The 25,560-nt window shown below is 57.2% G+C and carries 28 protein-coding genes and 1 tRNA gene; 12 read left to right on the forward strand and 17 right to left on the reverse strand.

Annotation, left to right across the window (positions count from 1 at the left end):
- The first annotated feature begins 5 nt into the window (after nt 1-5).
- Genes NJQ44_RS03345 through NJQ44_RS03355 form a run of 3 tightly spaced genes read left to right on the forward strand, consistent with a single transcriptional unit; the run spans nt 6 to nt 1,998 of the window.
- Nucleotides 6-590 carry a biotin transporter BioY gene (locus NJQ44_RS03345; protein WP_254273267.1) on the forward strand — a complete coding sequence of 195 codons (585 nt, stop codon included), beginning with the start codon at nt 6-8 and terminating at the stop codon, nt 588-590.
- A complete protein-coding gene (locus NJQ44_RS03350; RefSeq protein ID WP_254273268.1) occupies nt 587-1,291 on the forward strand; it encodes an energy-coupling factor ABC transporter ATP-binding protein in 705 nt (234 codons plus the stop codon). The genes NJQ44_RS03345 and NJQ44_RS03350 overlap by 4 nt, the downstream gene beginning before the upstream one ends.
- Entirely contained in the window at nt 1,285-1,998 is a 714-nt protein-coding gene (locus NJQ44_RS03355) for an energy-coupling factor transporter transmembrane component T family protein (protein WP_254273269.1), read from the forward strand. Before NJQ44_RS03350 ends, NJQ44_RS03355 begins: the two co-directional genes overlap by 7 nt.
- On the opposite strand, the gene NJQ44_RS03360 is transcribed toward NJQ44_RS03355, so the two are convergent.
- Nucleotides 1,995-2,795, reverse strand: coding sequence for a DUF5781 family protein (locus NJQ44_RS03360; protein ID WP_254273270.1), 801 nt, complete (start codon nt 2,793-2,795; stop codon nt 1,995-1,997). The two genes, NJQ44_RS03355 and NJQ44_RS03360, sit on opposite strands and share 4 nt — an antisense overlap.
- Before the next feature lie 233 nt (nt 2,796-3,028).
- Between NJQ44_RS03360 and NJQ44_RS03365 the strand changes: the two genes are divergently transcribed.
- Nucleotides 3,029-5,215, forward strand: a complete 2,187-nt coding sequence (locus NJQ44_RS03365; protein WP_254273271.1) for an elongation factor EF-2 — start codon at nt 3,029-3,031, stop codon at nt 5,213-5,215.
- Between the two features lie 91 nt (nt 5,216-5,306).
- Here NJQ44_RS03365 and NJQ44_RS03370 read toward each other — a convergent pair whose 3' ends face one another.
- Nucleotides 5,307-5,585, reverse strand: a complete 279-nt coding sequence (locus tag NJQ44_RS03370; protein ID WP_254273272.1) for an ArsR family transcriptional regulator — start codon at nt 5,583-5,585, stop codon at nt 5,307-5,309.
- A gap of 301 nt (nt 5,586-5,886) precedes the next feature.
- Between NJQ44_RS03370 and NJQ44_RS03375 the strand changes: the two genes are divergently transcribed.
- The 7 genes from NJQ44_RS03375 (at nt 5,887) to NJQ44_RS03405 (ending at nt 10,437) form a co-directional block, all read left to right on the forward strand.
- Nucleotides 5,887-6,108, forward strand: coding sequence for a hypothetical protein (locus NJQ44_RS03375; RefSeq protein WP_254273273.1), 222 nt, complete (start codon nt 5,887-5,889; stop codon nt 6,106-6,108).
- Between the two features lie 89 nt (nt 6,109-6,197).
- Nucleotides 6,198-6,731, forward strand: coding sequence for an amino acid-binding protein (locus NJQ44_RS03380; protein ID WP_254273274.1), 534 nt, complete (start codon nt 6,198-6,200; stop codon nt 6,729-6,731).
- The gene (locus NJQ44_RS03385; protein ID WP_254273275.1) at nt 6,728-7,681 is read left to right on the forward strand and encodes a homoserine dehydrogenase; all 954 of its coding nucleotides are present in this window, start codon (nt 6,728-6,730) and stop codon (nt 7,679-7,681) included. The genes NJQ44_RS03380 and NJQ44_RS03385 overlap by 4 nt, the downstream gene beginning before the upstream one ends.
- A 150-nt stretch (nt 7,682-7,831) precedes the next feature.
- A complete protein-coding gene (tuf, locus tag NJQ44_RS03390) occupies nt 7,832-9,097 on the forward strand; it encodes a translation elongation factor EF-1 subunit alpha (protein ID WP_254273276.1) in 1,266 nt (421 codons plus the stop codon).
- A 3-nt stretch (nt 9,098-9,100) separates the two neighbouring features.
- The gene (gene rpsJ / locus NJQ44_RS03395) at nt 9,101-9,412 is read left to right on the forward strand and encodes a 30S ribosomal protein S10 (protein WP_135305362.1); all 312 of its coding nucleotides are present in this window, start codon (nt 9,101-9,103) and stop codon (nt 9,410-9,412) included.
- Nucleotides 9,413-9,600: 188 nt separating this feature from the next.
- Nucleotides 9,601-9,672: transfer RNA gene (locus NJQ44_RS03400), tRNA-Ala, on the forward strand.
- Between the two features lie 339 nt (nt 9,673-10,011).
- Nucleotides 10,012-10,437 carry a DUF6884 domain-containing protein gene (locus NJQ44_RS03405; protein WP_254273277.1) on the forward strand — a complete coding sequence of 142 codons (426 nt, stop codon included), beginning with the start codon at nt 10,012-10,014 and terminating at the stop codon, nt 10,435-10,437.
- Here the strand turns inward: NJQ44_RS03405 and NJQ44_RS03410 are convergent.
- The 13 genes from NJQ44_RS03410 to NJQ44_RS03470 form a co-directional block, all read right to left on the reverse strand.
- Complete coding sequence (locus NJQ44_RS03410) at nt 10,434-11,147, reverse strand: GIY-YIG domain-containing protein (protein WP_254273278.1); 714 nt, start codon at nt 11,145-11,147, stop codon at nt 10,434-10,436. The two genes, NJQ44_RS03405 and NJQ44_RS03410, sit on opposite strands and share 4 nt — an antisense overlap.
- 559 nt (nt 11,148-11,706) lie before the next feature.
- Entirely contained in the window at nt 11,707-12,678 is a 972-nt protein-coding gene (locus NJQ44_RS03415) for a winged helix DNA-binding domain-containing protein (RefSeq protein ID WP_254273279.1), read from the reverse strand.
- A 552-nt stretch (nt 12,679-13,230) separates the two neighbouring features.
- Nucleotides 13,231-13,629 (reverse strand): SWIM zinc finger family protein, encoded by a 399-nt coding sequence (locus tag NJQ44_RS03420; RefSeq protein WP_254273280.1) that lies wholly within the window; start codon nt 13,627-13,629, stop codon nt 13,231-13,233.
- Nucleotides 13,629-14,111 (reverse strand): hypothetical protein, encoded by a 483-nt coding sequence (locus tag NJQ44_RS03425; protein WP_254273281.1) that lies wholly within the window; start codon nt 14,109-14,111, stop codon nt 13,629-13,631. The genes NJQ44_RS03420 and NJQ44_RS03425 overlap by 1 nt, the downstream gene beginning before the upstream one ends.
- A complete protein-coding gene (locus NJQ44_RS03430) occupies nt 14,108-14,368 on the reverse strand; it encodes a hypothetical protein (RefSeq protein WP_254273282.1) in 261 nt (86 codons plus the stop codon). The genes NJQ44_RS03425 and NJQ44_RS03430 overlap by 4 nt, the downstream gene beginning before the upstream one ends.
- A gap of 166 nt (nt 14,369-14,534) precedes the next feature.
- Nucleotides 14,535-15,857, reverse strand: coding sequence for an McrC family protein (locus NJQ44_RS03435; protein ID WP_254273283.1), 1,323 nt, complete (start codon nt 15,855-15,857; stop codon nt 14,535-14,537).
- Nucleotides 15,857-16,783: an McrB family protein gene (locus NJQ44_RS03440; RefSeq protein ID WP_254273284.1), complete on the reverse strand. Its 927-nt coding sequence runs from the start codon at nt 16,781-16,783 to the stop codon at nt 15,857-15,859. The genes NJQ44_RS03435 and NJQ44_RS03440 overlap by 1 nt, the downstream gene beginning before the upstream one ends.
- Nucleotides 16,780-17,502, reverse strand: a complete 723-nt coding sequence (locus NJQ44_RS03445) for a hypothetical protein (RefSeq protein ID WP_254273285.1) — start codon at nt 17,500-17,502, stop codon at nt 16,780-16,782. The genes NJQ44_RS03440 and NJQ44_RS03445 overlap by 4 nt, the downstream gene beginning before the upstream one ends.
- Nucleotides 17,503-17,588: 86 nt before the next feature.
- The gene (locus NJQ44_RS03450) at nt 17,589-18,980 is read right to left on the reverse strand and encodes a DNA-methyltransferase (RefSeq protein ID WP_254273286.1); all 1,392 of its coding nucleotides are present in this window, start codon (nt 18,978-18,980) and stop codon (nt 17,589-17,591) included.
- A 545-nt stretch (nt 18,981-19,525) separates the two neighbouring features.
- Entirely contained in the window at nt 19,526-21,040 is a 1,515-nt protein-coding gene (locus NJQ44_RS03455; RefSeq protein ID WP_254273287.1) for a hypothetical protein, read from the reverse strand.
- Between the two features lie 237 nt (nt 21,041-21,277).
- A complete protein-coding gene (locus NJQ44_RS03460; protein WP_254273288.1) occupies nt 21,278-21,418 on the reverse strand; it encodes a hypothetical protein in 141 nt (46 codons plus the stop codon).
- A gap of 653 nt (nt 21,419-22,071) precedes the next feature.
- Nucleotides 22,072-22,878, reverse strand: a complete 807-nt coding sequence (locus tag NJQ44_RS03465; RefSeq protein WP_254273289.1) for a hypothetical protein — start codon at nt 22,876-22,878, stop codon at nt 22,072-22,074.
- A gap of 121 nt (nt 22,879-22,999) precedes the next feature.
- Nucleotides 23,000-23,263 (reverse strand): PadR family transcriptional regulator, encoded by a 264-nt coding sequence (locus tag NJQ44_RS03470; RefSeq protein ID WP_254273290.1) that lies wholly within the window; start codon nt 23,261-23,263, stop codon nt 23,000-23,002.
- 94 nt (nt 23,264-23,357) lie between these two features.
- On the opposite strand from NJQ44_RS03470, the gene NJQ44_RS03475 reads away from it, so the two are divergent.
- On the forward strand, nt 23,358-23,858 hold the full coding sequence (locus NJQ44_RS03475) for a hypothetical protein (protein ID WP_254273291.1): 501 nt from the start codon (nt 23,358-23,360) through the stop codon (nt 23,856-23,858).
- A gap of 10 nt (nt 23,859-23,868) precedes the next feature.
- Here NJQ44_RS03475 and NJQ44_RS03480 read toward each other — a convergent pair whose 3' ends face one another.
- Both NJQ44_RS03480 and NJQ44_RS03485 read right to left on the reverse strand, forming a co-directional pair.
- Nucleotides 23,869-24,852 (reverse strand): tyrosine-type recombinase/integrase, encoded by a 984-nt coding sequence (locus NJQ44_RS03480; RefSeq protein ID WP_254273292.1) that lies wholly within the window; start codon nt 24,850-24,852, stop codon nt 23,869-23,871.
- Between the two features lie 316 nt (nt 24,853-25,168).
- The gene (locus NJQ44_RS03485) at nt 25,169-25,411 is read right to left on the reverse strand and encodes a hypothetical protein (RefSeq protein ID WP_254273293.1); all 243 of its coding nucleotides are present in this window, start codon (nt 25,409-25,411) and stop codon (nt 25,169-25,171) included.
- Nucleotides 25,412-25,560: the final 149 nt, after the last annotated feature.

Consider the following 25,560-nt stretch of genomic DNA (forward strand, 5'->3'; position numbering starts at 1 on the left):
GGGACATGTCACAGCAACACAGCACCGTCGAACTCGTCGGCGACGAGACGGTCAAGCAGTTCACGATGGCCGTCCTCCTCGCGGCGCTGACGGCGGCGCTCTCGCAGGTGTCGATACCGCTCCCCGGAACGCTCCCGCCGTTCTCGCTCCAGCCGTTCGGGATGTTCTTCGCCGGACTGTTGCTCGGGCCGGTGTGGGGCGGACTGGCGCTCGGGTTGTTCCTGCTCGTCGGCATCGCTGGCCTCCCGGTGTTCTCCAACGGGAACGCGGGACTCGGGTACGTGCTCGTCGGACAGGGGACCGGCGGCTTCCTCGTCGGCTTCCTCGTCGGCGCTATCGTCGCCGGTGCTATCGTCCACCGCGGCGTCGAACCGCGCGACCTCTCGTCGGTGTCGGTCCCCGTGCAGGTCGCGGGCCTGTTCGCCGCCGTCGTCGTCGTCTACGCCATCGGCGTCCCGTGGCTGAGCGCCGTGACCGGTCTCCCGCTTCCCCGCGCCGCCGTCGTGATGGCTCCCTACGTTCCGCTGGACCTCCTGAAACTCGGCATCGCGGTCGCCATCGTCGAGGGTGGCTACCTCGCGCGGCGATGATAACAGCCCGGAACGTCACGTTCCGATACGACGAGCGGACCGTCTTGGACGGCCTCTCGCTGTCGATTCCCGACGGCGAGTTCTGCCTGCTGGTCGGGCCGAACGGGAGCGGCAAGACCACGCTGGTCCGGCACTTCAACGCCCTGCTGACGCCGGAGTCGGGAACCGTCACGGTCGACGGGACCGACGTGACCGAACGGCCGGTGGTCGCCCGGACGAGCGTCGGGATGGTGTTCCAACAGCCCCGCGACCAGTTCGTCGCGTCGACGGTCGGCGCGGATGTGGCCTTCGGCCCGGAGAATCTCGGGCTCTCCCACGAGGAAATCGACCGACGAGTCGAAGCGGCGCTGTCGGCCGTGGACCTCGCGGGGCGGGGCGACGAGCGACTGGACGAACTCTCCGGCGGCGAACAGGCGCGGGCGGCAATCGCCGGTGCGTTGGCGATGGACCCGGACTACCTCGTCCTCGATGAACCGCTCGCGGGACTGGACTGGCCCGCCCGCGAGACGGTGCTCGCTCACCTCGGGGACCTCCACGAGCAGGGAACCGCCCTCGTCGTCGTCACGCACGACCTGCGGGACCTCCACGAGCGAGCGGAGCGCATCGTCGGCCTCGACGACGGGCAAGTAGTCCTCGACGACGACCCGACGACGGCGCTCGACCGCGTCGCGGACCTCGGTGTCCGGGACCCGCGATGCTGAGCTATCGGCCGGGCGAGACGGTCGGCCACCGCCTCGACCCGCGGTCGAAACTGCTGGTGCAGTTCGGCCTCGCTATCGCCGTGGTCGCGTACCCGACGGTTTCGGGGCTGGCGGGGGCGACGCTCGTGGGTCTATTCGCGCTCGCTTCCGCGCGGCTATCGCCGCTCGCGGTACTCCGCTCGTACCGCACCGTCTTCCTCGTCCTCGCGTTCGCGCCGCTGCTCGCTGGTCTGGCGCTCGGGCCGCCGTGGTTTCGGGTCGACCCCGCGTTGCGCTCGCTCCGTCTCGTCGCCCGGGTCGTGCCCGTGCTGTTCGTCAGCGCCGCGTATCTGACGACGACGCCGGTCCGGGAGACGCGGGCGGCCGTCCAGCGCCTCGTGCCGGGCAAAGCCGGGCAGTTGCTCGGCGTCGGGATGGCGCTGGTCGTCCGCCTGTTTCCGGTCGTCCTCGGCGACGTGCGGGAGGTCCGGGACGCGATTCGGGCCCGCGGCGGCGACCGGCGGCGGCCGTGGACGCGCGCCCGAGTGCTCACGGTGCAGTCACTCGCCCGGACGCTGGACCGTTCGGACGGCCTCGCCGTCGCGCTCCGGGCACGCTGTTTCGCGTGGAACCCGACGCTTCCGCGACTCGCGTTCGGGCGACTCGACTACCCTGTGCTGGCGCTCGGCGTCGCCCTGACGCTGTCGCCGGTGTTGACGCTCGTCTAGTCGGCGGCGGCACCGCCGTTGGCCGTCGCGTACGCTCGGGTCACGTCGACCAGCGCCTTCCGGAACTCCGACTCGTCGGGGTCCGGCGAGAGTGACGCGAAGTGCCGTTTAAACTCCGCCAAGTTCACGTCTGTCGCGTCGTGCGCGGCCGCGTGTGCGAGGTCGTAGAGTCGGTGGTCGTCCTCCACGAGGTCGTGGCGCTCACACAGCGCCAGCGCGAACGCGGCGTTGACCGCCGTAATCTCGGGGTCCGAGGCGGCGGTCAGTCTGGTCGCGGGTTCGAGGGGCCACTCGTGACGCGGCGGCGCGGCGTCGACGCGTTCCCACGCCGGGGGGTCGGCCGGGCGGTCGGCGACGGCGGCCGCGAGGCTGGACTCCAAGAGGCCGACGAGTTTGTCGCCGGGGGCCATCGCCATCCACACGTCGTCGGCGTAGACGTCCTTCATGTGGTTCGCTATCTGGTAGCAGTGAATGAGCTTTCGCCGCTCGACGGAACGTCCGGGGAGCGCGAGGTAGATGGCTTCCTCGGTCGATTGCGTGTGCGAGGGGTGGCCCTGCTCGTAGTGGTGCATGTGCGCGAACTCGTGGAGGGCGAGTTCGCGGGCCACCGCGCTGGTGGCCGCCTGTCGCGAGATAGTGAGGCGATGGCCGTGGTCGTCGTGGCTGACGCGCGTCCGTTCGTCCGGGTCTTCCTTGATCCGCACCGTCACCGGGCGTTCGAGGTCGTACTCCGTCGAGAAGAGGTTGCGAGCGCCGAGAAACGGTTCGGCCGGACCGCCCTGTACGTGCACATCCATGTGTGTTGTTCACACGGTGCTCCGCCGTATGGTTCTTGCGGGCGTTCGATTCGGTAGCACCCGCATAACTGTGGGTCACCGGGTTGTCCCGGCCGTCTTCGGCGGCGTCCCGCCGACGCCGACGAGCAACAGCGGATTCGACAGCCGTCGCTCCCGTCGTGGTTCGCGTGTCTCTGACACGCTCACGAGGAAACACTATCCTTTTGACCCTCCTGTTGATACGCTTCTGTATAATGGGCCGACGCAAGAAAATCGTGCAAGAATGTGAGACACTGATGGACGACCCGGAGCACATCCGGAACATCGCCATCGCCGCTCACGTCGACCACGGCAAGACGACGCTCACCGACAACCTGCTCGCTGGCGCGGGCATGATTTCCGACGACACGGCCGGGCAGCAGCTGGCCATGGACACGGAAGAGGACGAACAGGAACGCGGTATCACCATCGACGCCGCGAACGTCTCGATGACCCACGAGTACGAGGACCGGAACCACCTCATCAACCTCATCGACACCCCGGGCCACGTCGACTTCGGTGGCGACGTGACCCGCGCGATGCGCGCCGTCGACGGTGCGCTCGTGGTCGTCGACGCCGTCGAAGGGGCCATGCCCCAGACGGAGACGGTGCTCCGACAGGCGCTCCGCGAGGGCGTCAAGCCGACGCTGTTCATCAACAAAGTCGACCGCCTCATCTCCGAACTCCAAGAGGGTCCCGAGGAGATGCAACAGCGCCTCCTCGCCGTCATCCAGGACGTCAACGAACTCATCCGCGGGATGACAGAGGAGATGGACGACGTCGAGGACTGGACCGTCTCCGTCGAGGAAGGTACCGTCGGCTTTGGGTCCGCCCTGTACAAGTGGGGCGTCTCGATGCCGTCGATGCAGCGCACCGGGATGGACTTCGGCGAAATCATGGAACTGGAGCGCGCCGACAAGCGCCAGGAACTCCACGAGCGCACGCCGCTTTCGGACGTCGTGCTCGACATGGTCTGTGAGCACTTCCCGAACCCCGTCGACGCCCAGCCCCGTCGTATCCCGCGCATCTGGCGCGGCGACGCCGAGTCCGAACTCGCAGAGAGCATGCGTCTGGTCGACGAGGACGGCGAAGTCGTCCTGATGGTCACCGACATCGGCGTCGACCCCCACGCGGGCGAAATCGCCGCTGGCCGCGTCTTCTCCGGCACGCTGGAGAAGGGGCAGAACCTCTACGTCTCCGGGACCGCGGGCACGAACCGCATCCAGAGCGTCGGCATCTACATGGGTGGCGAGCGCGAGGAAGTCGAACGCGTTCCCGCCGGAAACATCGCCGCCGTCACCGGCCTCAAGGACGCCATCGCCGGTTCCACCGTCTCTTCCGTCGAGATGACGCCGTTCGAGTCCATCGAGCACATCTCGGAGCCGGTCATCACGAAGTCCGTCGAGGCACAGAACATGGACGACCTGCCGAAACTCATCCAGACGCTCCAGCAGGTCGCGAAGGAAGACCCGACGATTCAGGTCGAAATCAACGAGGACACCGGCGAACACCTCATCTCCGGACAGGGTGAACTCCACCTCGAAGTCATCGGCCAGCGTATCGAGCGCAACCAGGGCATCCCCATCAACACCGGTGAGCCTATCGTCGTCTACCGAGAGGCTCCCCAGAGCGCGTCCCGCGAGGTCGAAGGCCGCTCGCCGAACAACCACAACCGGTTCTACATCACCATCGAACCGCTGCCGGAGGATGTCGTCGAGACCATCAAACTCGGCGAAGCGTCGATGGATATGCCCGAACTGGAGCGCCGCGAAGCGCTCCAGGAAGCGGGTCTCGATAAGGAAACCTCCCAGGAAGTCGAGCACATCCACGGGACGAACATCCTCATCGACGACACGAAGGGTATCCAGCACCTGAACGAGACGATGGAACTCGTCATCGAGGGCCTCGAAGAGGCGCTCGACGACGGTCCGCTGGCCGCCGAACCGGTCCAGGGGTCGCTCATCCGTCTCCACGACGCCCGCCTCCACGAGGACGCTATCCACCGCGGTCCGGCGCAGGTCATCCCCGCGGTGCGCGAGGCCGTTCACAACGCTCTCATCGACGCGGACATCAAACTGCTGGAGCCGATTCAGCAGGTCCGCATCGACGTGCCTAACGACCACATGGGCGCCGCGTCCGGCGAGATCCAGGGCCGCCGTGGCCGCGTCGACGACATGTACCAGGAAGGGGACCTGATGGTCGTCGAGGGCGTCGCGCCCGTCGACGAGATGATCGGGTTCTCCTCCGACATCCGCTCGGCCACCGAGGGCCGCGCCTCCTGGAACACCGAAAACGCTGGCTTCCAGGTCATGGCCGACAACCTCCAGCCGGAGAAAATCACCGAGATTCGCGAGCGCAAGGGCATGAAGACGGAACTGCCCGCCGCTATCGACTACTTCTAAGCGTCTCGCCCGCTGTCGGCGGTTTCTCCGTCTTCTCCTCTCTCTGTGGCCCAGTTCGAATAGCGGTCGCCGTCGCGAACCGCCTAGCGAATCAGACCATCTGCTGTTCGGTTATCTGTGTCCAGACGCGGTCCCCGACTTCGGTGGGGCCGTAGACGCGCCCCTTCCGGCGCTGTTCGGAGACGAGCAACTCCACGAGGTCGTGTTCCCGGAGTTCCTGTAGCGCGCGGGAGATGTGCGCGATAGCGATGTCGGTGTCGGCGGCGATTTTCGAGGGCGTCGCTGGTCCCGTCGCGAGTCGGCGCAGCGTCGCGATTCTGTACTCGGAGCTGATGACGTAGCTGACGTCGTCCCACATGATTTGAGCCATTGGTCGTTGTTGGTGGACGTCGTGACGGTAGCCACCGTCGGTGTGTCCTACTCGAACACTGGCCCCCCACGGTGATACCTACTCAGGACATAATCCGTGATTAAGTGGGTGCTAAACTCGCTATTTCGGCCGTTTCGAGCGAATCGACTGCGCCGCCGCTGTCGTGTCGCTCGTCACACCGCGACTGTCACACGTCTGCATACGCTGTGTGACGCGGGGCTGTTTCGACCGGACAGCCCCCCGACGGCCGCGACTGCCGGGCATCCACACGTTTAGGCCGGTCGGCGGGGAAGCGGTGGGTATGAGCAACCGACTCCACCAACTCGTCGACTTACTCGTGGCGGCGCTCATCGCCGGGTCCTCGACATACCTGTGGGGCCTCGTCGCCCCGCCCGCCGTCGCGCTCTGGATTGCGACGCTGTTCGCGGCTATCTACTACTTCTCGCGGAACCCGTGGGGGTCGCCGCGCGGCGAGCAGTTCAACGACGTGATAGACGACATCTACGACCGGTATCTCCCCTGACCGGCCCGACCAAACGGACGGTTTCTTATACGTGCCCCTGCTGAGTGACCCACAATGAGCGGTACTACTCAACAGGAGGTGAGCGGGCGATGAGCGACTCGACCGAAGAGGTGCGGTCCTACACACTGCGACTGGAGCTGGTCGACGAACCGGGCGAGTTGCTCCGCGCGCTCGAACCCATCTCGAACAACGGGGGGAACCTCCTCTCTATCTTCCACGAGCGAGGGAACGTCACCCCTCGCGGGCACATCCCCGTGGAAGTGGACTTAGAGGCGACGCCTGAGCGCTTCGAGGGCATCGTCGACGCCGTCCGCGAGGCCGGTATCAACGTCATCCAGGCCGGGGCCGAACGCTACAGCGAGACGCTGACGGTCGTGCTCTCGGGCCACCTCATCAACACGGACCTCTCGGATACGCTCTCGCGCGTGCAGGGGACGACGAACGCGACGGTGACCGACCTCTCGCTGTCGGCCCCCGAAGGCACCGAGGACGCCTCCAGCGCCCGCATCCGACTGGCGACGGAACAGGGTGCGGCCGAGGACGTGATGGCGACCGTTCGGGAGGTCGCCGCGGAGAAGGACTTACGCGTCATCGAACCCCTCGCGGCGGGAGGTGACCTATGAGACTCGCCGTCCTCGGGGCCGGTGCGGTCGGTTCCTCGGTCGTCGAACTCGCCGCAGACTACGGCCACACTGTCACCGCCTACGCCGACTCCCAGAGCGCGGCCGTCGACGCCGACGGACTGGACGCCGAGGCGGTCCTCGACCGGAAGGCGACCGACGGCATCGTCGGCGACGACGGCCCCGCGGATGCGCTCGACGCCGCGTACGACGTGCTCGTCGAGGCGACGCCGACGACGCTCGGCGACGCCCAACCCGGGTTCGGCCACGTCGAGGCGGCCCTCGAACGCGACCGGCACGTCGTCCTCGCCAACAAAGGGCCGGTCGCCGAGCGGTACGCGGACGTGCGCGCCCTCGAACGCGAGAGCGCGGGGGCGGTCCTGTTCGAGGCCACTGTCGGCGGCGCGATGCCGGTGCTCTCGACCATCGACGACTTCGACCCCGAGCACATCAACGCGGTTCGCGGCGTTCTCAACGGCACGGCGAACTTCATCCTCTCGCGGATGGGCGCCGAGGGTCTCGGATACGAACACGTCCTCGCCGAAGCCCAAGACCTCGGCGTCGCCGAGGCCGACCCGACGTTCGACGTGGACGGCACCGACGCCGCCCTCAAGGGCGTCATCGTCGCGAACGTCCTCGCCGGTGACGACGAGGAGTACACCCTCGAAGACGCCGAAGTCGAGGGAATTCAGGACATCGAGGGGAGCGCGCTGGAACTGGCCGCCGAGGACGGCCGCACCGTCCGTCTCATCGCCGAAGTGGCCGGCGGGTCGATTCGCGTCGGTCCGCGACTCGTCCCCGAGAACGCGCCGCTCGCCCCCACCGGGACTCGCAACATCGTCCAACTGGAGACCGAACACGCCGGACGGCTCAACATCTCCGGACGCGGTGCGGGCGGTCCCGAAACCGCGAGCGCCGTCCTCGCAGACGTCGGTCGACTGCCGGAACTGTAAGCCGTCGCCTACTTCTCTCGACCGTCCCGCGTGACACTCCCTCCCAAATCGCCAGACAGCGGCCGTCTCTCGAAGGAACGGTTTCGAAATCGTTTTATGAACCACCGGCCAAAGACTCCGATATAGCGCCCCTGCGCGTGAGAAATAACAATGAGCGACGAACAACACCAGAACCTGGCCATCATCGGCCACGTTGACCACGGGAAGAGCACGCTCGTCGGCCGACTCCTCTACGAGACAGGATCGGTACCGGAGCACGTCATCGAACAGCACAAAGAAGAGGCCGAGGAGAAGGGCAAGGGCGGCTTCGAATTCGCCTACGTCATGGACAACCTCGCCGAAGAGCGCGAACGCGGTGTCACTATCGACATCGCCCACCAGGAGTTCAGCACCGACACCTACGACTTCACCATCGTCGACTGTCCTGGTCACCGCGACTTCGTGAAGAACATGATTACCGGCGCGAGCCAGGCCGACAACGCCGTCCTCGTCGTCGCCGCTGACGACGGTGTTCAGCCGCAGACGCAGGAACACGTCTTCCTGGCCCGTACGCTGGGCATCGGCGAACTCATCGTCGCCGTCAACAAGATGGACCTCGTCGACTACAGCGAGTCCGACTACAAGCAGACCGTCGAGGAAGTCAAGGAACTGCTGAACCAGGTCCGCTTCAACACCGACGACGCCGAGTTCATCCCGATCTCGGCCTTCGAGGGCGACAACATCGCCGAAGCCTCCGACAACACGGGTTGGTACGACGGCGAAATCCTCCTCGAAGCGCTCAACAACCTTCCGGCCCCGGAGCCGCCGACGGACGCGCCGCTCCGACTGCCGATTCAGGACGTGTACACCATCTCCGGCATCGGGACGGTCCCGGTCGGCCGTGTCGAGACGGGTATCCTCAAGACCGGCGACAACGTCAGCTTCCAGCCGTCTGACGTCGCTGGCGAGGTCAAGACCGTCGAGATGCACCACGAAGAGGTTCCGCAGGCCGAACCCGGTGACAACGTCGGGTTCAACGTCCGCGGCGTCGGCAAGGACGACATCCGCCGCGGTGACGTCTGTGGTCCCGCCGAGGACCCGCCGTCGGTCGCCGAGACGTTCCAGGCCCAGATCGTCGTGATGCAGCACCCCTCCGTCATCACGGAAGGGTACACGCCGGTCTTCCACGCGCACACCGCGCAGGTCGCCTGTACCGTCGAGTCCATCGACAAGAAGATCGACCCGTCCTCCGGCGAGGTCGCCGAGGAGAACCCGGACTTCATCCAGAACGGCGACGCCGCAGTCGTCACGGTCCGACCCCAGAAGCCGCTCAGCATCGAGCCGTCCTCCGAGATTCCGGAGCTCGGTTCGTTCGCTATCCGCGACATGGGTCAGACCATCGCCGCTGGCAAGGTCCTCAGCGTCAACGAGCGATAACACATGTCCCAGCAGGCACGCGTTCGGCTCGCGGGCACAAGCCCCGAGGACCTCGACGACATCTGCGCCGACGTGCGGGAGATAGCGGAGAAGACGGGCGTCGAACTCTCCGGCCCCGTCCCGCTCCCGACGAAGACGCTGGAAGTCCCCACCCGCAAGTCCCCCGACGGTGAGGGGACCGCGACGTGGGAACACTGGGAGATGCGGGTCCACAAGCGGCTCATCGACATCGATGCGGACGAACGGGCGCTGCGCCAACTGATGCGCATCCAGGTGCCCAACGACGTCTCCATCGAAATCGTCCTCGAAGACTGAGTGAGGCACCCGCCTCACGAAGGCCGAAAGACGCACGTCTTTCGGACCTGAATCGAGGCCGCGTCGACACCGTTACCCGCCCCGAATCGCACGCCGGGACACACCCACACCACGTTCCGTGTGAATCGCTATCGAAGTACGCCCTCACGCGCAGGGTTTTTACGACCCCGCGTTTGAGAGGGAGATGCGGGCTCGTAGATCAGTGGCAGATCGCTTCCTTCGCAAGGAAGAGGCCCCGGGTTCAAATCCCGGCGAGTCCATGTACTTCCGTCTTTGAATCTCAATAGCCCCTTGCGGGGTATCCCGTTGCTTTCCTGCGATTGTGGATTTTCACCATTGGATTGAAACCCTCGATTTTCGCCGTTTGAGAGAATCGAGAGTTCAACCCGTTTCGTCATCATGGCTTTGAGTGGTGCGATTACACAATATAATACATGTCGAATTAGCAATAATCTGGTGGTGTTTCGTCATAGCCGGAATGAGTGAAAGACGTGTACCCTATAAACGGGATATTTTAGGCCGCCATTCCTGTTAGCAGATGCTCGTGTCGCTAACTAAGAAAAGCACTTGACCCCAGCGTCTCCATATCTATCTCAATCATGGAGATTGGTTTGGTAAGCTGTACGAAGAGCAAACTAGAGCAGGCCGCCAAACCCGCCGAACTCTACACTGAGTCAGCGTTCTTCAGGAAGGCCCGAGAATACGTCGAAGCGAATCACGGCGCATGGTACATCCTCTCCGCAAAACATCATCTGCTCCACCCTGACGGACCAACTATCGAGCCGTACGAAGAGACATTGAACGGGGCATCGGTGAGCCGGAAGCGAGAGTGGTCGCAAACAATCTACGAACAGCTACAGAGAGAGGGTTTGCTCGTGGAGGACAACAGACTGGTGCTCCATGCTGGACGTGACTATACCGAGAAACTTCTTCCACTGCTCACAGATACCGGGGTAGGTATCGAGACGCCTACTGACGGCCTGCGCTACGGGGAGACACTCGCCTGGTACAATGAACGGATTTAGTCGAGTGCCGGAGTGGCGTCGATGTATCCAGCAAGGGTGTCCAAAAACTCAGGTCGATAGTTCTCAGAGACATGATTGATATTCCATAGCCCCGACTCTCGAATATCCGATACTGGACTGTGGTGACCGAGCCACTCCTCGTCCCTGGGGTCGATTAATTCGCTACCGACATTGCTCACCAATGCAATCGAATTTCGCTCAATGTAGGCACGGTCACTCTCTGGGCCGGGTTCATCATCGACCTTCACCCATAGAAACGGAAGGTCACGCAGGTATTCGCTGACGCGCTGTTCCATTTCCAGTTCTTCTAATCGTAATTCACGCGCGGCGCTTGACCCGACACCCCATTCAGGATACTCCTCGTGCTGTCCGTCCCGTTCTATCAGTGCTTCTCCGACACGTTTCCTGAATACTGACCCCCGATGATTGCCTCCATCTTCGTAGGTTCCACGCTTGGCACCTCGATGCGTTCGCAACCGGTTCCAGAGTGAGGTTCCACTCCCTGTCGAAACGGCGTGGGTCCCTATTCGCGTTAGCTGTAGCTGGTTAGTTGACTCCCTGGTTTCGCTCGGGTGGAAGAAAAAGTAGATTCCTCGGTCCGGCCAGTCCATCCGACCATGGCAGTTCTTGAGCTTCCGCTTCCCGCCGACTGTCTTCTCTAACTCATCCAGTAAAGAATAGAATCTATCGAGGTCTTGGCGTCGAGTCATTGAGTTAGTGGGCACGACACATCGATGGGAATTAGTGTTTATCCTCGCACAATCTCTTTCAGCCAGAATGAGTTGCGGGACTCCTACGTACTGTAGGTGGTACGTGGTAGCTCCAGAACGTACTGACCGAGTTCCAACTCTTCTGTTAGCAGTGAGCGCGTGTCATGTCTCTATTACTCTTTGGGTGTACCGGCTATTTAGTTAGGAAAAATCGTCAAGCGTGTATTGTGTTCGCTCTTTTTCTAATCGGTCACGTAGCTCTGTAAAGTGGTGCTCACAGAGAACCCGCTCGTCAGGTACGTGCCGTATATCGACAGAAGTTCTTGAGCCAAACTTATTGAATCGTTCTGCTCGCGTAGAACCATATTGGGCTAAGTTTCCACAGTAGGCGCATCCAGATGGGCTAGAATTAGCCACTAAATCATTGAAACAGTCTATGCACGCTCTCAGGTACCGGTCGTCAGAGGTATCTTGTTCTGGCAAAGCAGAGATTGTATAGTGTGATTCAGTCTTATCACAAAATGCACAAAATTGCCAGGGCCGAGCTTCCAAAACATGGTTAGTTGTAATCGTCATCTATGGTTCGATTGGGTCCTGAACTTGGCCCTATTTTGAGAGTATCTGTCCTTTCATCGTGGGCTATTTCACCTAATTCATTAAGTCGCTCAATTTTCCGCCGTAGGTCATGCTCTCTAATGCCGGTTAATCCTTGAAGCTCTTCGACATCTAAGGGACCGAACTCCCTAATATATCTAAGAATCAATTCAGTTTGAGTTGCTCTAACTTGCCAATTAACCTCTTTCTTTTCTTTCTCAGTATATCGAGATATCTTCCGAATATCTTTTCTCATTTTTCCAATCTCGTTCGAAATTTCTTCTAATGGTTCTGTCTCCCAAAGCTCATTAGCTTCAGAGCGTTTTGAGAGGATTGAAAAGTCCACAATGCCCTCAAATGTTCGAGTTTCCTTCTGTGGGTTCGTACAGGAAATAGTATACGAGATTTTCCCATCGGAGCCTTTGTCCTGTAGGTATTCATCAATCTCTTCCGTGTTCAAAAGCCAGTTATCGTTGTCATCTACAAGAATTGGAAAACCGAATGACTCTCCGGGCACCAACGTCGGAATTTCCCATGTCCGTGATTGACCGGCGATTTCCCAGTTAGCTTCAACTTCATAAGCTGGTGCTGAACCGGTATTCCGTATCCGAAACTGGGCTGAGACGATATGGAGTGTTGCCACTTCCCCACTCAGAAGCGGCTCATGCTGTTGCTCTAATAACTCCTGCTGGTTTTCCTGAACGCGCTTTTGTTGCCAGTACAGTATCACCAGCGCATACGTAAGGAAAATCGAGATAAATGCCCCAGAGAGTTGTCCAAACTCAGTAGAATCGAGTGGGAACTGTATATTCAGGTAATTTATCTCATTTACGTATTCCAACATAGCGAAGATACCTAAGGCAATTAATGGAACAGACGCTAAAATAGGAATTATTCTCTCCCGAATTGCGAGCAATATATTGCGGAGTCTATTCACGTCTGACAAAATCTTCACCGGTCACTTAATATTTTAGTCTGAGATGTTTACCCTCCTCATGGCCGTGATAGGACGAAGGCCTCATCCGGTCAGTCCCATCCCCTACAGTGTGGCCGGACGGCTCCTGTCTCTGACGGTCACACCCACGAGCTTGTGTGCGAAGAATACCCCCAGTAGAATGGCCTCGTCGGCTCCGTCTGTTCCAGGGTTCACCTCGTCGGGACAACAGTCGAGGCACCACGTTCGCCGGGGTGTCCAACCACCCTCGTCGTACCACGTCACGTATATACCAGCCTTGTCGCCATGCTGGATGCGGCGGTTGCATCGGTCACAGATATGACCCGTACTGACTCCTGAGAGTGCCGCCTCAGGGTCAGGACGGCTCATTCGTCTCCCTCCAGCGCGTCCATCGTACGCTCGATGTTCTCCTCGCTAAAACCTCGATGAGACGTTCCGCCCGCTCTTTACGTCCCGTAAATCGTCCCAGCGGACGGATGGCAGGGTAGTAGAACGTCCGGAGGGGCCAACACCACAGTCCAGTAGGCGAACCGTTCAAGCATCACTCGACACCTCCCCTAACCGGTCCAGGGTATCACGGAGTTTGTCGGCGGTTTCCCTGAGTTCCAGGGCATGCTGTTCGAGGTCAGCGGCGTTCGCGTCGAGGTCGTCAGCCGTCTCTGCGAGTCGGGTTTTGAGCCCGTCGGTATCGACTTGACCGACCTCGATGCGGACCCGTCGAATGTGCTTGCAACCCTGCTCACCCAGTTGCTCGCTTCGATGCTCGAAGTCCGGGCACGTACAGGCAGGTTCTCGGAGGTCCACCGTGTACTCGGACCCTGACTCCGTGGTGACCGAGAACAGCGACCGGGCTTCCTCGATAATCGTTATATGCTCAGTAGCCGCTCGGATGGTTCGGGGTTCGACCTCGGGCTGAACCGATTCTGAGGACATCAGGCCTCACCCCCGTAACCGAGTTCGTATCCGTCGTGACGCACGACCACCTGCCCAACCTCGGGGTAGGGGTCGATGTCCACGACCTCAGTATCCTCGGGGAAGGCTCGCTCGGCCCCTATCACGGCGTCCAGCATAGCCTCGAACATTGACTCGTCGCCCCCTGCTTCCAGCCGGTCGATATCGTCTCGGTCCAGGCGTTGTCCGCAGGGAAGTTCGACGTAGGTCAGTTCGAACCGGTAGTGGCGCTCGGCCTCACACTCGGCACCGGTTTCGTAGTAGGTTTCGTCGCGTCGGTGGTCGGTATAGGAGTTGACGACCTCGGCCCAGTGGCACTGTTCGTGAAAGATAGCGGCCATGTCTTCGAGGACTGGCGACAGCCCTTGGACCGGAACCCACTCGTGTTCGTGGTCCGGGATGCCGCCCCCGTAGTGACGGTCGATGTCCGAGGCGGTGACGCCCGGTGGCAGATTCCCACTCATCGCTGACCCTCGCACTCGATGGTTTCCCAGCGGTGGGGTGGCAGAGTCGTCTCCGTGGCACAGTTCTCGCAGGCGTAGAAGGTGTACCACTGGTTGACTCCCTGCCGTCGCTCCTCGGGAGTAAGCGGGCCTTCCCAACCTTCGCACTTGGCGAGGTCGTGACCGTTGACCTGCGCCAGGTGTCGTTCGAGAATCGTGTCTTTGTCGCCCTGTGCGATTGACCGTGAAACCTTAGTCTTGCCAGTGGATGAACTCATACGTGGTTCGCTCTCCATTGGGAACCACAGTTGCCCGGTGTCCTCGCACCGGGTTCCTCTGACCGTGACTGACCAGAGCGGGTTATTCTGTGGTCCCTATTAGAACATAAAACATGTTAGATAATAAGACATTCTATGTCGGCATCGGGGAATCAAATAACAGGCCTTACAGCAAAAATGAGTTAGATAGGTTAGAAAATTCGTCATTAAATTCGATACCGGCTGAATGAATATCGCTTGAAAGAGGGAATACGATATCCCGTATTCGAACTGGTCCAACCCACATATTCACCCGGTTTTCGAAAGAGTAAGGGTGAATAATGAGTGCCTCGTTCAGACCTTGAGAAATAGCATAGGCAGCCAATTGTTGCAAGGTCTCAGGAGATGGACCACTCGGAATCTTATATTTTGCATCCATCACGCAAATTGGTTCATTTCTTTTGAACAGCAGAAAGTCAATCTCAAACCGCTTCTTGAAGTCATCATCAATCTGGACGTTGACCTTGGACTCCACCTGGAATTCTGGAAGAAATTCTTCATCTAACCATTTCGAGATATACTCCTCGTAGAGTGTTGGCATGTGGACCGTGTAAGGTCTCGTGATTCGTTCACCAGCTTGAATTGTAGGTCCGAGTGCCTTCAGAAAAAAGTAGCAGAGACCGTGGATTTTCTCGTAAATCTGATTCTGGCGGTTGTATACTTTCCTCAGACAATCCTGGGGTGAATAGGGTTCGAGAGAAACATGATTTTCCAAAATCTTGTACGCTCGCCGGATATTATGCCGAATCTCAGGGGAGAACTGATGGCTTTCAAGAATCTTATGTAGCGTCCACAGAATTAGTTGGTTGTTTTCCGTATCTGTGGTCAGCTCTCGGGTTTTCATATGAAGCTGTGGGTTCCACGCCTCTCGGCTGCTTTTGGAGAAGTCGATACTCCCTCGGATGAAAGAAGACTGGACCTCCTGAGTCTCATACGATTTGTCTAACCCACGATTGCCAAGGGTGGAGACCTCGCTTGCTAATATTTCTGCCAAACGTTCGTAAACACCTTCGACCGATTCTACACGGTCAAATTGTTCATAGAATTCAAAGGATTCGAGACCTCCAACATATGACTCGACTGATAGAATGTTATCAAACGGTACCTTTGGTCTTAGTTCAATTGACCACCCACCAGAGAGGACCGCACTCCCTGCGTATCCCTCATTTGTAAGCACCCAGATATTATCTGTATTTTCGGCTGGAAAGGTAACACCTACCAGACTCCCGTATGCACTCAAGAGTTCTCGGACATTTTCGTTAGTTAAACCTGGAAGGTCATATTTGTTTCCGGATTGCGGGATGGGCGTCTGGATGTTCTCAGGAAGAAGAATTCGTTGCCGGTCGAAGCCCTCAGTTATCTCCTCTCTATGCTCTTCCCAGTAGTCCAGAAAGGCGTCGTAGTCTTCCTCCAAGTCGCTATAGAAAGATTCGAGTTTCGATTCTGTCATCACGATATGTCAATGTCATCCTGAACCTTCTCCCACTCATACTGCTTCGCCTGCTCGATATCCTCGACGAAGTATTCTTTTAGATATGGCATCACCTCTGTCTCCCAGATATCGGGTAGTGTCTCGTCCAAATCATCACGGAGGAAGTATGTGATACCCAAATATTGATCCTGATTTCCAATCGCTTTTTGATTGATTTCTTTTAAAACATCAATAAGGCCACTCACGTCGATTCCAGTGCTTTCATGGTATATTTCGAGAGTCTCATACTTCGGCAGAATCTCGAACATCGCAAACCGTCTCCGGAGGGCATAATCAACGAGTGCAATTGAGCGGTCGGCAGTATTCATTGTGCCGATTATGTAGACGTTTTCGGGAATGCTGAATTCAATAGAGTCTCCATCAGGCGTCTGATACGGGAGGTCCACCTTTCGAAGGCCCCTGTCTTCGAGCGCATAGAGGAGTTCCCCGAATACAGCAGCCGTTTCCGCTCTGTTGATTTCATCAATAAATAGAACGAAGTTCTCAGTACTTTCTTGACCAGCTTTTTCACAGAAATTTACGAAATGTCCAGATTGTGGAGGATACTTCAGGACTCCCGCCCCCGTGTCATATTTCGGTCTTATACCCTGAATAAACTCTTCATAGGAATAGGACGGATGAAATTGGATTTCCTTCACCCTATCTGGATGACCAGCCAAATTTAATGCAATCTGTCTGGCGATGTACGTCTTCCCTGTGCCCGGTGGGCCGTAGAATATCGATTGGCCTTTTCGTTCAGTCGACCGCCGCCAGAGACGAATTTTGTCTTCTTCGAATCCAATTTCGTCATTAATGTTTTCGATGCTGGGTACCTGCCGGATGCCTAATTGGTAGACATCGAGATTCCGCGGATGGTATCTCGGTCCACTTGATGAGCCACTCATGAGATTACCTCGTATGGATGTTCATCTAACTGGTGGTTTTCGGTATCAAACAGGGTCTCGAATTCTGAATGCTCAGACCCATCTTCTTGCTTTGGGAAACAGAAAACTGACCGAAATGTGGCTACCACCGTATCTCTATCCGGCTCCTCTTCGCGGTCGATAACGAAATTTCGGAGAAGATAACCAGCCAGTGGATAGAACGCGAACTTATCGCCCTTGTTGAATTCTTCTACCGCGTTCGAAGCGTGGTCCTCCTCTAAAATGTAGTCATAAGGACTTGACGGTTGGTCTGGAGCTACAGCCACAAAGGGACCACTCGTAGAGGGCATTGTTCCGCTCGTGGTAGAGTGGGCGAGTCGTCCAGCTACATGGTCTCCTGTCCACATATTCCGGCTTTGGACTGCCCAGGGGCGATAGTACTCATCGCCCTCCTCATTCCCGGGAACATTAATGAATTGGTTGAAAAGTTCTAAGAGTTCATTCTCAGTTGGCCCAACTGTAGGATAATCGTCAGGGATACAGTAGGACTCGCAACATCCTGCCTCTTCGTATGTCAGTTTTCGATAGATGAGATAAGGGAGAAGAAACGTGTTATATGACTCACTCTCTAAGATACCCACACATTCTCGAACTACCTCTTCCTTTATCCCGTAAGTCCGAACTTCTGCCTCTTCCACACCACCGTCCGTTAACTCATCATCTCCCTCACTCGAGGACATGGGAATATGGTTATCCAGACACAGAAAATATGGATAAATCTTGCTATGAGAAGTCCTGGTAGTGAGTCAACTGAAAACTGAATCCCTTATTCAGTGAAATCTTCTAATTTCTGGTCTTCGAACGATGTGTAGGTGTCCCAGTCCTCGTCAGTTTGCGAATCGAGACGGTTTTCGATTATCTTCTTATACTCCTCGGAGATTTCAGAACCGACCCATGGTCGATTCGTTTTTGTAGCAGCCACAGCAGTCGTCCCTGACCCTAAGAATGGGTCATAGACAAGGTCCGATGACTTTGCCTCTGTACTTAACATGATACACCTGCCAGGCAGTTCCACTGGGAAGGGAGCTGCGTGTTGGTATTCCCCCTTTGCCGGTGGCATCTCCCAGATTGGTCGAGTGTCCGGTTCGTCAGTGATTTCTCCGTTATTCACCTCAGATGTCTCTTCGCTTTCTTGCGATTCGAAGTCCCAAACGGTACGGAGATTCTCGTTCTCGAATTGAGAGCGGGCACCCAGTCGTTTGTCTCGGAAGTCACGCCATCGGGATTCGTTGAATTTGTACCGCTTCGATTTCGAAATTAGAAGAATAACCTCGTGGCCGACAGTGGGACGGTCTCCAACTGTCTCGGGTACAACATTCTGCTTCCGCCAGACTATTACTGAGCGAACATAGAATCCACATCTCTGAAGACCTTTGCCGATTTGATAGGGAATGAGCGTTAGGTCCTTATCCTTCAGATATTCATGTCCTGCGGAGTGACGTTTGGCATTCAGGTCTGCCCAGGTCCTCTCCTCGTTCGTCGCCATCGCTGTCATCCGTTCCAGAGAAGTCTCACGAATCTCTGTCCGGGTGTTATAGACATCCCCAACATTCCACCAGATTGTCCCGGTTTCCTTCAGAATAGGACGCATCCGAAGTAGGAACTCAAGCGTGTGTCGAATGTACTCTTCTGGGGTTGACTCCCCTCCAAATGCGATGTCAGTACCGTCTGACCACGAGACGTTGAATGCTTCAGAATATACCCGCATTCCCCAGTACGGGGGAGATGTAATTACAGTTTGCACACTCTCTTCAGGAAACATTTCAATATGGTCCACGGCTGACCCTTGATGGACCTTATTCGGGCCAAATTTGTTCTCGTCCCATCGGTTTCCATTCGGGTTCTCCAAGTAATCAATCAGGTCAGTAAGACCAGCTAAGCCATCGTCAGTGGTAAAGTGACTGTCGCAGAGAACCGCAGGCTGGGGCCTCATCCGCGCATAAACCTCCGCTAATTGCTGTAGAGAGATGGTGGATGCTGCCGTTTCATCCAGACCTTCCCGAATCACCTTCTTCAGATGTGCCCTTCGCATCCCGACCAAATTCGCGGCAATTTCTGAGTCGACACTCCGGTCCGGGAGGTCACTGATAATTTCTTCCCTACTGGCAGGAATTGGAGAGTGTGGTTTTATTTCCCGTTGAATTTCGTCGTCAGTCATTATTAGATGTTACCTCCTTTTTCGGGGTCGGGATAGAATCACTTTTGGTTGCGCTTCTTTGCTCCGGCAGTCTTTCCAGTCCTCGGATGGTATTGTCCATCGTTCTCTAACCTCCAGAGAACACAAGTCGGTGCCTAATCACCGGCCTCTAACAGTATCTGGGTAGAGGCATTTATTCTGTGCCCTCTATTAGAACATAAAACGTGTTGGATAATAAAAACATCTATGTCGGCATCGATTGGAATCTGGCGCCCCTCCTTACCGACCTGCCTGTTAGCAGATGCGCTCTCCCCCAATATATCAGACACTTCCACCAATCGGAGTTCAAAGCAATAAAAAAATTCAACCCCGGGTACCCCACCCCCTAACCCCTATAGTGACAACTATTTGTCTGTTTTGAAAAAGGTGGGAGTATGAAGGGGTAGTTACCCTAACGCTCGTTACGGGGGTAGGTGGGTGTCCCCCGCACCCCCGAATCTGTTTAATGCTTCATAGGGGGGTGCCCCCAGTCACTCGAGACTGTTTAACGCTTTGTTTGGATGCTACTACGTCTCGAACGGCCACGGAACCGTCCCGGACTCGAAGACGCCACGGAAAGATTTCTGTGCCAGCTTGATGACTGCCTTCTCACCGCCTTGGACCGGTTCGCTACTATAGCTTGCAATCCCCAGTCGTCCCATCTCTTTCATCTGGTCGAGTGCGGTTGGTGGCGACACATCCAATCGGTCGGTCACATCGTTTTTATCGTAGGGACCACTGTGAGTAGGGTCGCATAGCATCTTTACGAGTGGGCGTCGATATTGGGGCATCGAACTGAATACGACTCGGGCACACAGTTCCAGGTCTCCGTCGTTCAGGGAGTCGAGCCCATACATGATACCCCTCGACTGAGCCATGCGAGTGAGCATGGCAGTCGCTCGGAGTGGGCCTTCGGACGTATCGGTCCCGCTCTTGCCGCCGTCGCTACCGTAGTCGATAGCGCGTGCGTGGCCAAGGATTTCAGCCAGCACCACCATCGCTTCATGCTGGTCGTCGGTCAGCTCAGGAACATCTTCAATTTCTCCGTCGTATTCATGCCAGATGGTTCGCCACCACTCGGTAACGACCCGGGTCATCTCTTCCCGTTTTTGCTTGTAGTCCTCGCGTTTCATCTTCTCCACGTATGTCGCCCGGTTGTCGATTTTGGGCATCTCGTGAAACAGAAATCGTGACCCGACGTGGGCCATCTCGTTCCAAGCCTGCTTCCCGGGCGGGGTCGTACAACCGATGAGTCCGAACCGGTATTCACCAGGATAGTCGGCCTCGTACCCGTGGGTTCCCTGGGCACCGGTACTCCGAATCAATCCGTCGCCGTCAGCAACCCGTGCCAGAAACGCCATGTACTCATCTACGTTATCCCCCCGGAACCACGTCCCCATCTCGGGCGTGACAATAATCCGTTGTTTGATGCGGGGCAGAAGGTCGAACTCTCCTTTCTCTCCATCGGCATTGTGGCTGACGAACGCTTTCGGTGTGATGTCGTCGTGAGTGCTGGTGTGGTCGATGTCGCCAAAGAAGCCGGCTACGGTGGACTTCCGGGTTGAAGCATTGCCGATTGCAATCACCATCGGGCAGTCGGTTACGTCAGCCATCATCATCCGGATGGGAACGGTGGCAAATGCTTCGGCCAGCCTGAGAACGTACCCGTCGTAGAGGTCACGGATACGCTCGGCTACTACCTCCCACCTGTATTCGGTGTCAGGCTCGGGTGGCGCGTCGGGAGTCGTCTCTTCTGGTCCGTCGTCTTCTGATTCGGCAAGCCTCTCAACCTCATTGTTTACCATCCCTTGGTACTCGTTTGCGTTGACGCTGTAATCAGACAAGTCAGAGGCAAACCGAACCCACTCTGATGACCGCTCTTGCTTTTCGAGGGCGGCCCATCTGATGACTTCGCTGTCGAACAAGGCGTCCTCGCCCTTTTGTTCGACCAACTCAGTGACCGTCGGGTAGTTGAGTTCCTCAGCCAACTGGTCTGCTTTGACAACGCTCTCGTCATCAGTGGAGTCATCATCAACAGCCATTATCATCACCTCTATTGCTACATCTACCTGCGGCTCTTTTCTGGTCGATACGCTGGTCTACTCGGTCGTCAACAGGAGCGACACAGTCTCCGCAACGCTCATACGGATGTGGTACTAATTGTGACATACGGGAGCTATCAGAGCTTCCGGCAACGAAGGCGACCAGACGACTACCGGACTAATCAGTTGGTACCTGGGTGGTCCGGTGTGTCGGCCTTCCTTCCGCCAAGAAGCCAGTTAGTGAGACACCTCCTCGGGTTCGTACTGGTGGACCATCTTCTTCAGCAAGTCGTCGTAGGACTCGCCCGCCCGCTTTTGTTTACGCACCAACTCGTGGGTGCGCTTGGAAACGGGGATGGTCGTATGGTTTGATGCCATTACAACTATCAATACGATAGCTGGCCCTTATATGAGTTTTCGTCCTGACAATCTACTGAAGTGCAACGCGATTCCTATTAATAGTTTCTATGAGGTTGATTTCTACCAATCACTAATCCGGGTTTCAACCATTCCTCAACTGCCTGCTGGAGTATAATCGCATGACATGAGTCGGTCTATCTTGGCGAAACATGTCTGTGGAACGAGTCAGTTTACCTAAGGTTAGCGACAAAGACTTTGTTTATATACTACACAGCAACCAGCAGGTAGGTTCGGCTACTGTATCTTTCGGCTCAGGGGCTGGGTTGGAGTCGGGAGATGCCGGCAACGGCGATTGGACTATATCTACGGATGAGAGTGCCAGAAATCACCGTTTTGAGGTGTTCTGTCCATCCTCAGAGGCCGCCTGAGTAGAGCAGGAGACTCACGACGGGCGAACCAGCGCACCTCCCAACAGGCACGACGGCCTACGGCACTCCAGTATCACTCCAATGCTCGTCTGTAGGGAGAGGATGGATGGGGTAGAGCCGCGTTCGGCTCTGACAGAGAGATACATTGCTCACCTCCAAGTCGGGTTGGCACTGAGAATTAATGGGACCCGTAGATGCCGTCGTCCAGAATCGCCTTAGGAGGGGCGTCTAATGGGGTTAGTCCTAACCAGCGTCATTCAAGCGGGTCTGCTCGGGGTCGCCGTCGCCTTTCCACGGGTCGTCACGGTCGGTCGAGGTCAGGGCGTGTTCGATTTCGGCTTCGCTGAACTCATACGGTCCGTCCATCGCATCGTTGTCTTCTACATCTCGCCAGGGGTAACCAGCTTCGTTGTTCCGCATCAACCGCTCTTTATAGGTTCTTTCTATTGGAGTCATCTCTGAGGTCCGGGAGGACTCAACCCAGAAATGAGCGAGGTCCCGCCCGTATTTTGCCTTCCCCCTTCTCGTGTGTAAGTCGAGAATCTGGTAGCTCTTGTCGCCCCACTCGTCGTGGTTCACGGGAAAATCGTGTTCTGGCTCTTCATCGTTGTTGATGGCCTCCAGTCGCTCTGGTGCAATCCCCTCCCAATATTCGGCCATGTGAAGCACCTCATGTGACGAAGGGGCCTCGGCCATTATCCGAGCCGCCTTCATGGCCGCCCCACACCCCATCCGAGAATCCATCTCGAACTTGTTCTTCGCCAGCTGTTCGAGATTGTAGATGGCCGCCGGGACGTGGGCCGAATCGTATCCGAGCATCAGGTCTTCAACGAGTGTGGTTTTAGCGCGACTCCAGTAGACCGAACCGAACCCCGAGCGGCACAACTCCCAAGCACAGAACATGCTTACCTCCACGTCTGACCTACGCACTCCCTTCTGGAAGGCACTCATCACCTCATAGCGATTGAACCCCCCGCACGTTTCGAACCACGCTTTATCAGTCCCATCGTCCTTTGTTTTGCTGTTCTCATCATCGTCGTCCTCAATCACTTCTCCGTCTAGCGTTTGCTGGTTAGCGTTTCCACTATCCGTCATATCATATCACAATAGTAACTACTGCTCGAATTGGGTTAGATTCTTCGGAAATCGCACAACAGCGACGGGATGGAACTTAGATTTCACCGAGCGCCTCAAGGAGCTTCTCGCCGTTTTCGGTCAGTCTGTAGGTCTTGCGCTGGAGGCCCTCGGTTTCCTCCTCATGCACCTTAATCAGTCCGGCTTCCCGGAGTTCCTTGAGATGCTGGTAAACGTGTCCCTTGGAGATGTCATCAATATCATCATACAATTGGTAGCCGTGAGCAGGTTCATCATGGAGATAGAGCATGATGTCCAGTACCTTCTCGTTGATAATGGCCATCGCCCAGATTTTCGGCACCGGGTGTTAACAGCAAGATAAACGTGTAAAAATCCGGTTTCTATAACTAACCGGTTGGAAAAGACAATATATCTTCGCTACTACATCCAAAACCATGGCCGAGAACTCCGATGAAGTCGATTCAAAGAACGGGAAGTGGAAACCTTGTCCCGAGTGCGGGAGCCAGAATGTAAAAAAGGACAAATGGAAGATTGGACTTGTTGCTGATGTTGTCTGCCAGGAGTGTGGGAATACAGAGAACGCGAAGAAGATGCACGCAGGTAGGGGAAGGTCAGAACCAAAGAACACAGAGAAGCCTACAGAGTCATCCGACTCTGGTCCCAATAGAACTCCCCAAGAGAAGCTCTTTCAGAATCTTGGAATGTTTCTGATAGTGGGTGGGATTTTGGTGAGTCTGACCCTTGTAGGAGCCATTATCGGGATACCTATGATAATCATTGGAATGGTTATAACCGTCAAAGGTGGCTCTGGTAGCGGTGAGAATCCGTTTGAGTGCCAGGAGTGTGGCGAGAAAGTGGATTACAATGCGGACCAGTGTCCGGAGTGTGAAGCAGAGCTTGGAGGTCCACTCGAAAAATTTCGAGCAAACACGTAGAGAATCGATTCTAAATTCCGTTCAGATAGTTCTCGCGCTGTCGTCGCCTCTCCTCTTTAGTCCGTCCGTCGTAGTGCTTTTCCAACACCTCTCGGCTCACGTCCATCCGGTCTGACGCGATATCTTTGGGTACGTCAGCCATCCGGTGAGCAGTGATTGACCCTCGACGGACAGCGTGGGGAGCAACAGAGTCGGGACACTTGCTGGCCCCGTGGTAGGTAGCCGCCTCACATGCGACGGGGTCCCGGTCGTGGGGACACTCCTTCCCGATTGCACAGGGTCGCGTGAGCGTGTAGACCTGTGACTGTATCGTGGTATAGTGGGGCCGACCACTACCGGTTCCGAGAAGTGGCATCCGGCCCTCGTCGTCAGGCGCTTTTGGATGCTCCGAATCGATGTAGTCCTGTATCACCGTACAGAGGTCGTCGCTGATGTTCACCTGTCGCTCGCCACGCTCTCGATTCTTGAGCTTCGTCGTCGGTCTGTTCACCAAGTCGAGATACCCATCTTCGGGGTAGAAATCGTCAACATCCAGTGCCCGAGCCGCCCCGGTTCGCATCCCGGTTTCCCACAGCAGATAGAAGCTGACGTGACGGAGTGATGCGTACTCAAACTTATCGGCGTACTCAAGCACGGCTTCTGCTTCGTCTCTCAGGATGATTTGGTCAGAGACGTAGTCCTCTTCGGATACTTCGGGCATCGAGACTCGTTCATGGACTCCCCGTGGGGCTACTTCGAGACGCTCGCAGAACTGGAGGAACTGACGAAGGGTTCCCAAGTGATAGTTCAAGGTTACTGGCGCTACATCCTCGGCTCGCCACTGCTTGAACTGGTGGAGATGTTTACCACTCACATCGTTCATATCATTAAGTCCGTTCACTTCGCTCCATTCCAAGAACCGCTGAAGCCTGCTTTTGTGGTTCTGGTGGGACGATTCTGCCAAGTCGTGCTTGCGGTCGGCAAGGTATGCATCGACCGCGTTTTCTGGTGTCATTGATTCCATTTTTGCTCCGTGTAATCGCATCAATCGAGCCAGAACCGACGCGCATCTGCTAACAGGTAGGTGACTGAGCGAAGCGAGGGAGCCTGAGTGGACGAAGCCGGGTGGCCCGGTGTCAGATTCCCAGCCGAACGCCGTTGGCGTGAGGCTTGGAAGAGGCCCCGGGTTCAAATCCCGGCGAGTCCATCTCTGGTTGTATCCTCGTCATAACCCTTCCACCGCCGTTTTCCGAGGGTCGTGATGAACTCGGGTAGAACTACTCACGATGTGTGACGAATCCGGTTTAAACTGACCACCATAGACTGCTGTACTAGCCCGTCATGCGAACGTGTTTGCGAGAGCGGGCAGAGAAACCGATATCGCCGAGCACGCGTCGCGGCGGTTCGTCAACGAACTGCTGGGCGAACCGCACATCACTGGTCGACGTATCAGTGTCCGTCAGGTGTACGCGCTCGTCGAAGAACGAGATGTCGATTCTGAACCAGTCGCCGACCGGTGCGACCTTGACGTGGTTGATGGCTATCACGCCCTCGGAGACTACCCCGCAATCCACGAAAGATAAACATCGAAGCGGAGCGAGAATTCGCTATCGAGTCGTTCCGCGAGTCGATTGCCCGCCCCGAGGATAGCGAATCCGACACGGTCCACGATGTCTTCGTGGGTATTTCTCTTGGCCGAAAACACCGACCCGAGAGTAGCGCT

The organism is Haloarcula marina, from assembly GCF_024218775.1.
GTDB lineage: Archaea > Halobacteriota > Halobacteria > Halobacteriales > Haloarculaceae > Haloarcula > Haloarcula marina.

Coding starts and splice junctions, on each gene's coding strand:
- NJQ44_RS03345 (WP_254273267.1), top strand. CDS start 6: ATGTCACAGCAACACAGCACCGTCGAACTCGTCGGCGACGAGACGGTC.
- NJQ44_RS03350 (WP_254273268.1), top strand. CDS start 587: ATGATAACAGCCCGGAACGTCACGTTCCGATACGACGAGCGGACCGTC.
- NJQ44_RS03355 (WP_254273269.1), top strand. CDS start 1,285: ATGCTGAGCTATCGGCCGGGCGAGACGGTCGGCCACCGCCTCGACCCG.
- NJQ44_RS03360 (WP_254273270.1), bottom strand. CDS start 2,795: ATGGATGTGCACGTACAGGGCGGTCCGGCCGAACCGTTTCTCGGCGCT.
- NJQ44_RS03365 (WP_254273271.1), top strand. CDS start 3,029: ATGGGCCGACGCAAGAAAATCGTGCAAGAATGTGAGACACTGATGGAC.
- NJQ44_RS03370 (WP_254273272.1), bottom strand. CDS start 5,585: ATGGCTCAAATCATGTGGGACGACGTCAGCTACGTCATCAGCTCCGAG.
- NJQ44_RS03375 (WP_254273273.1), top strand. CDS start 5,887: ATGAGCAACCGACTCCACCAACTCGTCGACTTACTCGTGGCGGCGCTC.
- NJQ44_RS03380 (WP_254273274.1), top strand. CDS start 6,198: ATGAGCGACTCGACCGAAGAGGTGCGGTCCTACACACTGCGACTGGAG.
- NJQ44_RS03385 (WP_254273275.1), top strand. CDS start 6,728: ATGAGACTCGCCGTCCTCGGGGCCGGTGCGGTCGGTTCCTCGGTCGTC.
- tuf (WP_254273276.1), top strand. CDS start 7,832: ATGAGCGACGAACAACACCAGAACCTGGCCATCATCGGCCACGTTGAC.
- rpsJ (WP_135305362.1), top strand. CDS start 9,101: ATGTCCCAGCAGGCACGCGTTCGGCTCGCGGGCACAAGCCCCGAGGAC.
- NJQ44_RS03405 (WP_254273277.1), top strand. CDS start 10,012: ATGGAGATTGGTTTGGTAAGCTGTACGAAGAGCAAACTAGAGCAGGCC.
- NJQ44_RS03410 (WP_254273278.1), bottom strand. CDS start 11,147: ATGACTCGACGCCAAGACCTCGATAGATTCTATTCTTTACTGGATGAG.
- NJQ44_RS03420 (WP_254273280.1), bottom strand. CDS start 13,629: ATGTCCTCAGAATCGGTTCAGCCCGAGGTCGAACCCCGAACCATCCGA.
- NJQ44_RS03425 (WP_254273281.1), bottom strand. CDS start 14,111: ATGAGTGGGAATCTGCCACCGGGCGTCACCGCCTCGGACATCGACCGT.
- NJQ44_RS03430 (WP_254273282.1), bottom strand. CDS start 14,368: ATGAGTTCATCCACTGGCAAGACTAAGGTTTCACGGTCAATCGCACAG.
- NJQ44_RS03435 (WP_254273283.1), bottom strand. CDS start 15,857: ATGACAGAATCGAAACTCGAATCTTTCTATAGCGACTTGGAGGAAGAC.
- NJQ44_RS03440 (WP_254273284.1), bottom strand. CDS start 16,783: ATGAGTGGCTCATCAAGTGGACCGAGATACCATCCGCGGAATCTCGAT.
- NJQ44_RS03445 (WP_254273285.1), bottom strand. CDS start 17,502: ATGTCCTCGAGTGAGGGAGATGATGAGTTAACGGACGGTGGTGTGGAA.
- NJQ44_RS03450 (WP_254273286.1), bottom strand. CDS start 18,980: ATGACTGACGACGAAATTCAACGGGAAATAAAACCACACTCTCCAATT.
- NJQ44_RS03455 (WP_254273287.1), bottom strand. CDS start 21,040: ATGGCTGTTGATGATGACTCCACTGATGACGAGAGCGTTGTCAAAGCA.
- NJQ44_RS03460 (WP_254273288.1), bottom strand. CDS start 21,418: ATGGCATCAAACCATACGACCATCCCCGTTTCCAAGCGCACCCACGAG.
- NJQ44_RS03475 (WP_254273291.1), top strand. CDS start 23,358: ATGGCCGAGAACTCCGATGAAGTCGATTCAAAGAACGGGAAGTGGAAA.
- NJQ44_RS03480 (WP_254273292.1), bottom strand. CDS start 24,852: ATGACACCAGAAAACGCGGTCGATGCATACCTTGCCGACCGCAAGCAC.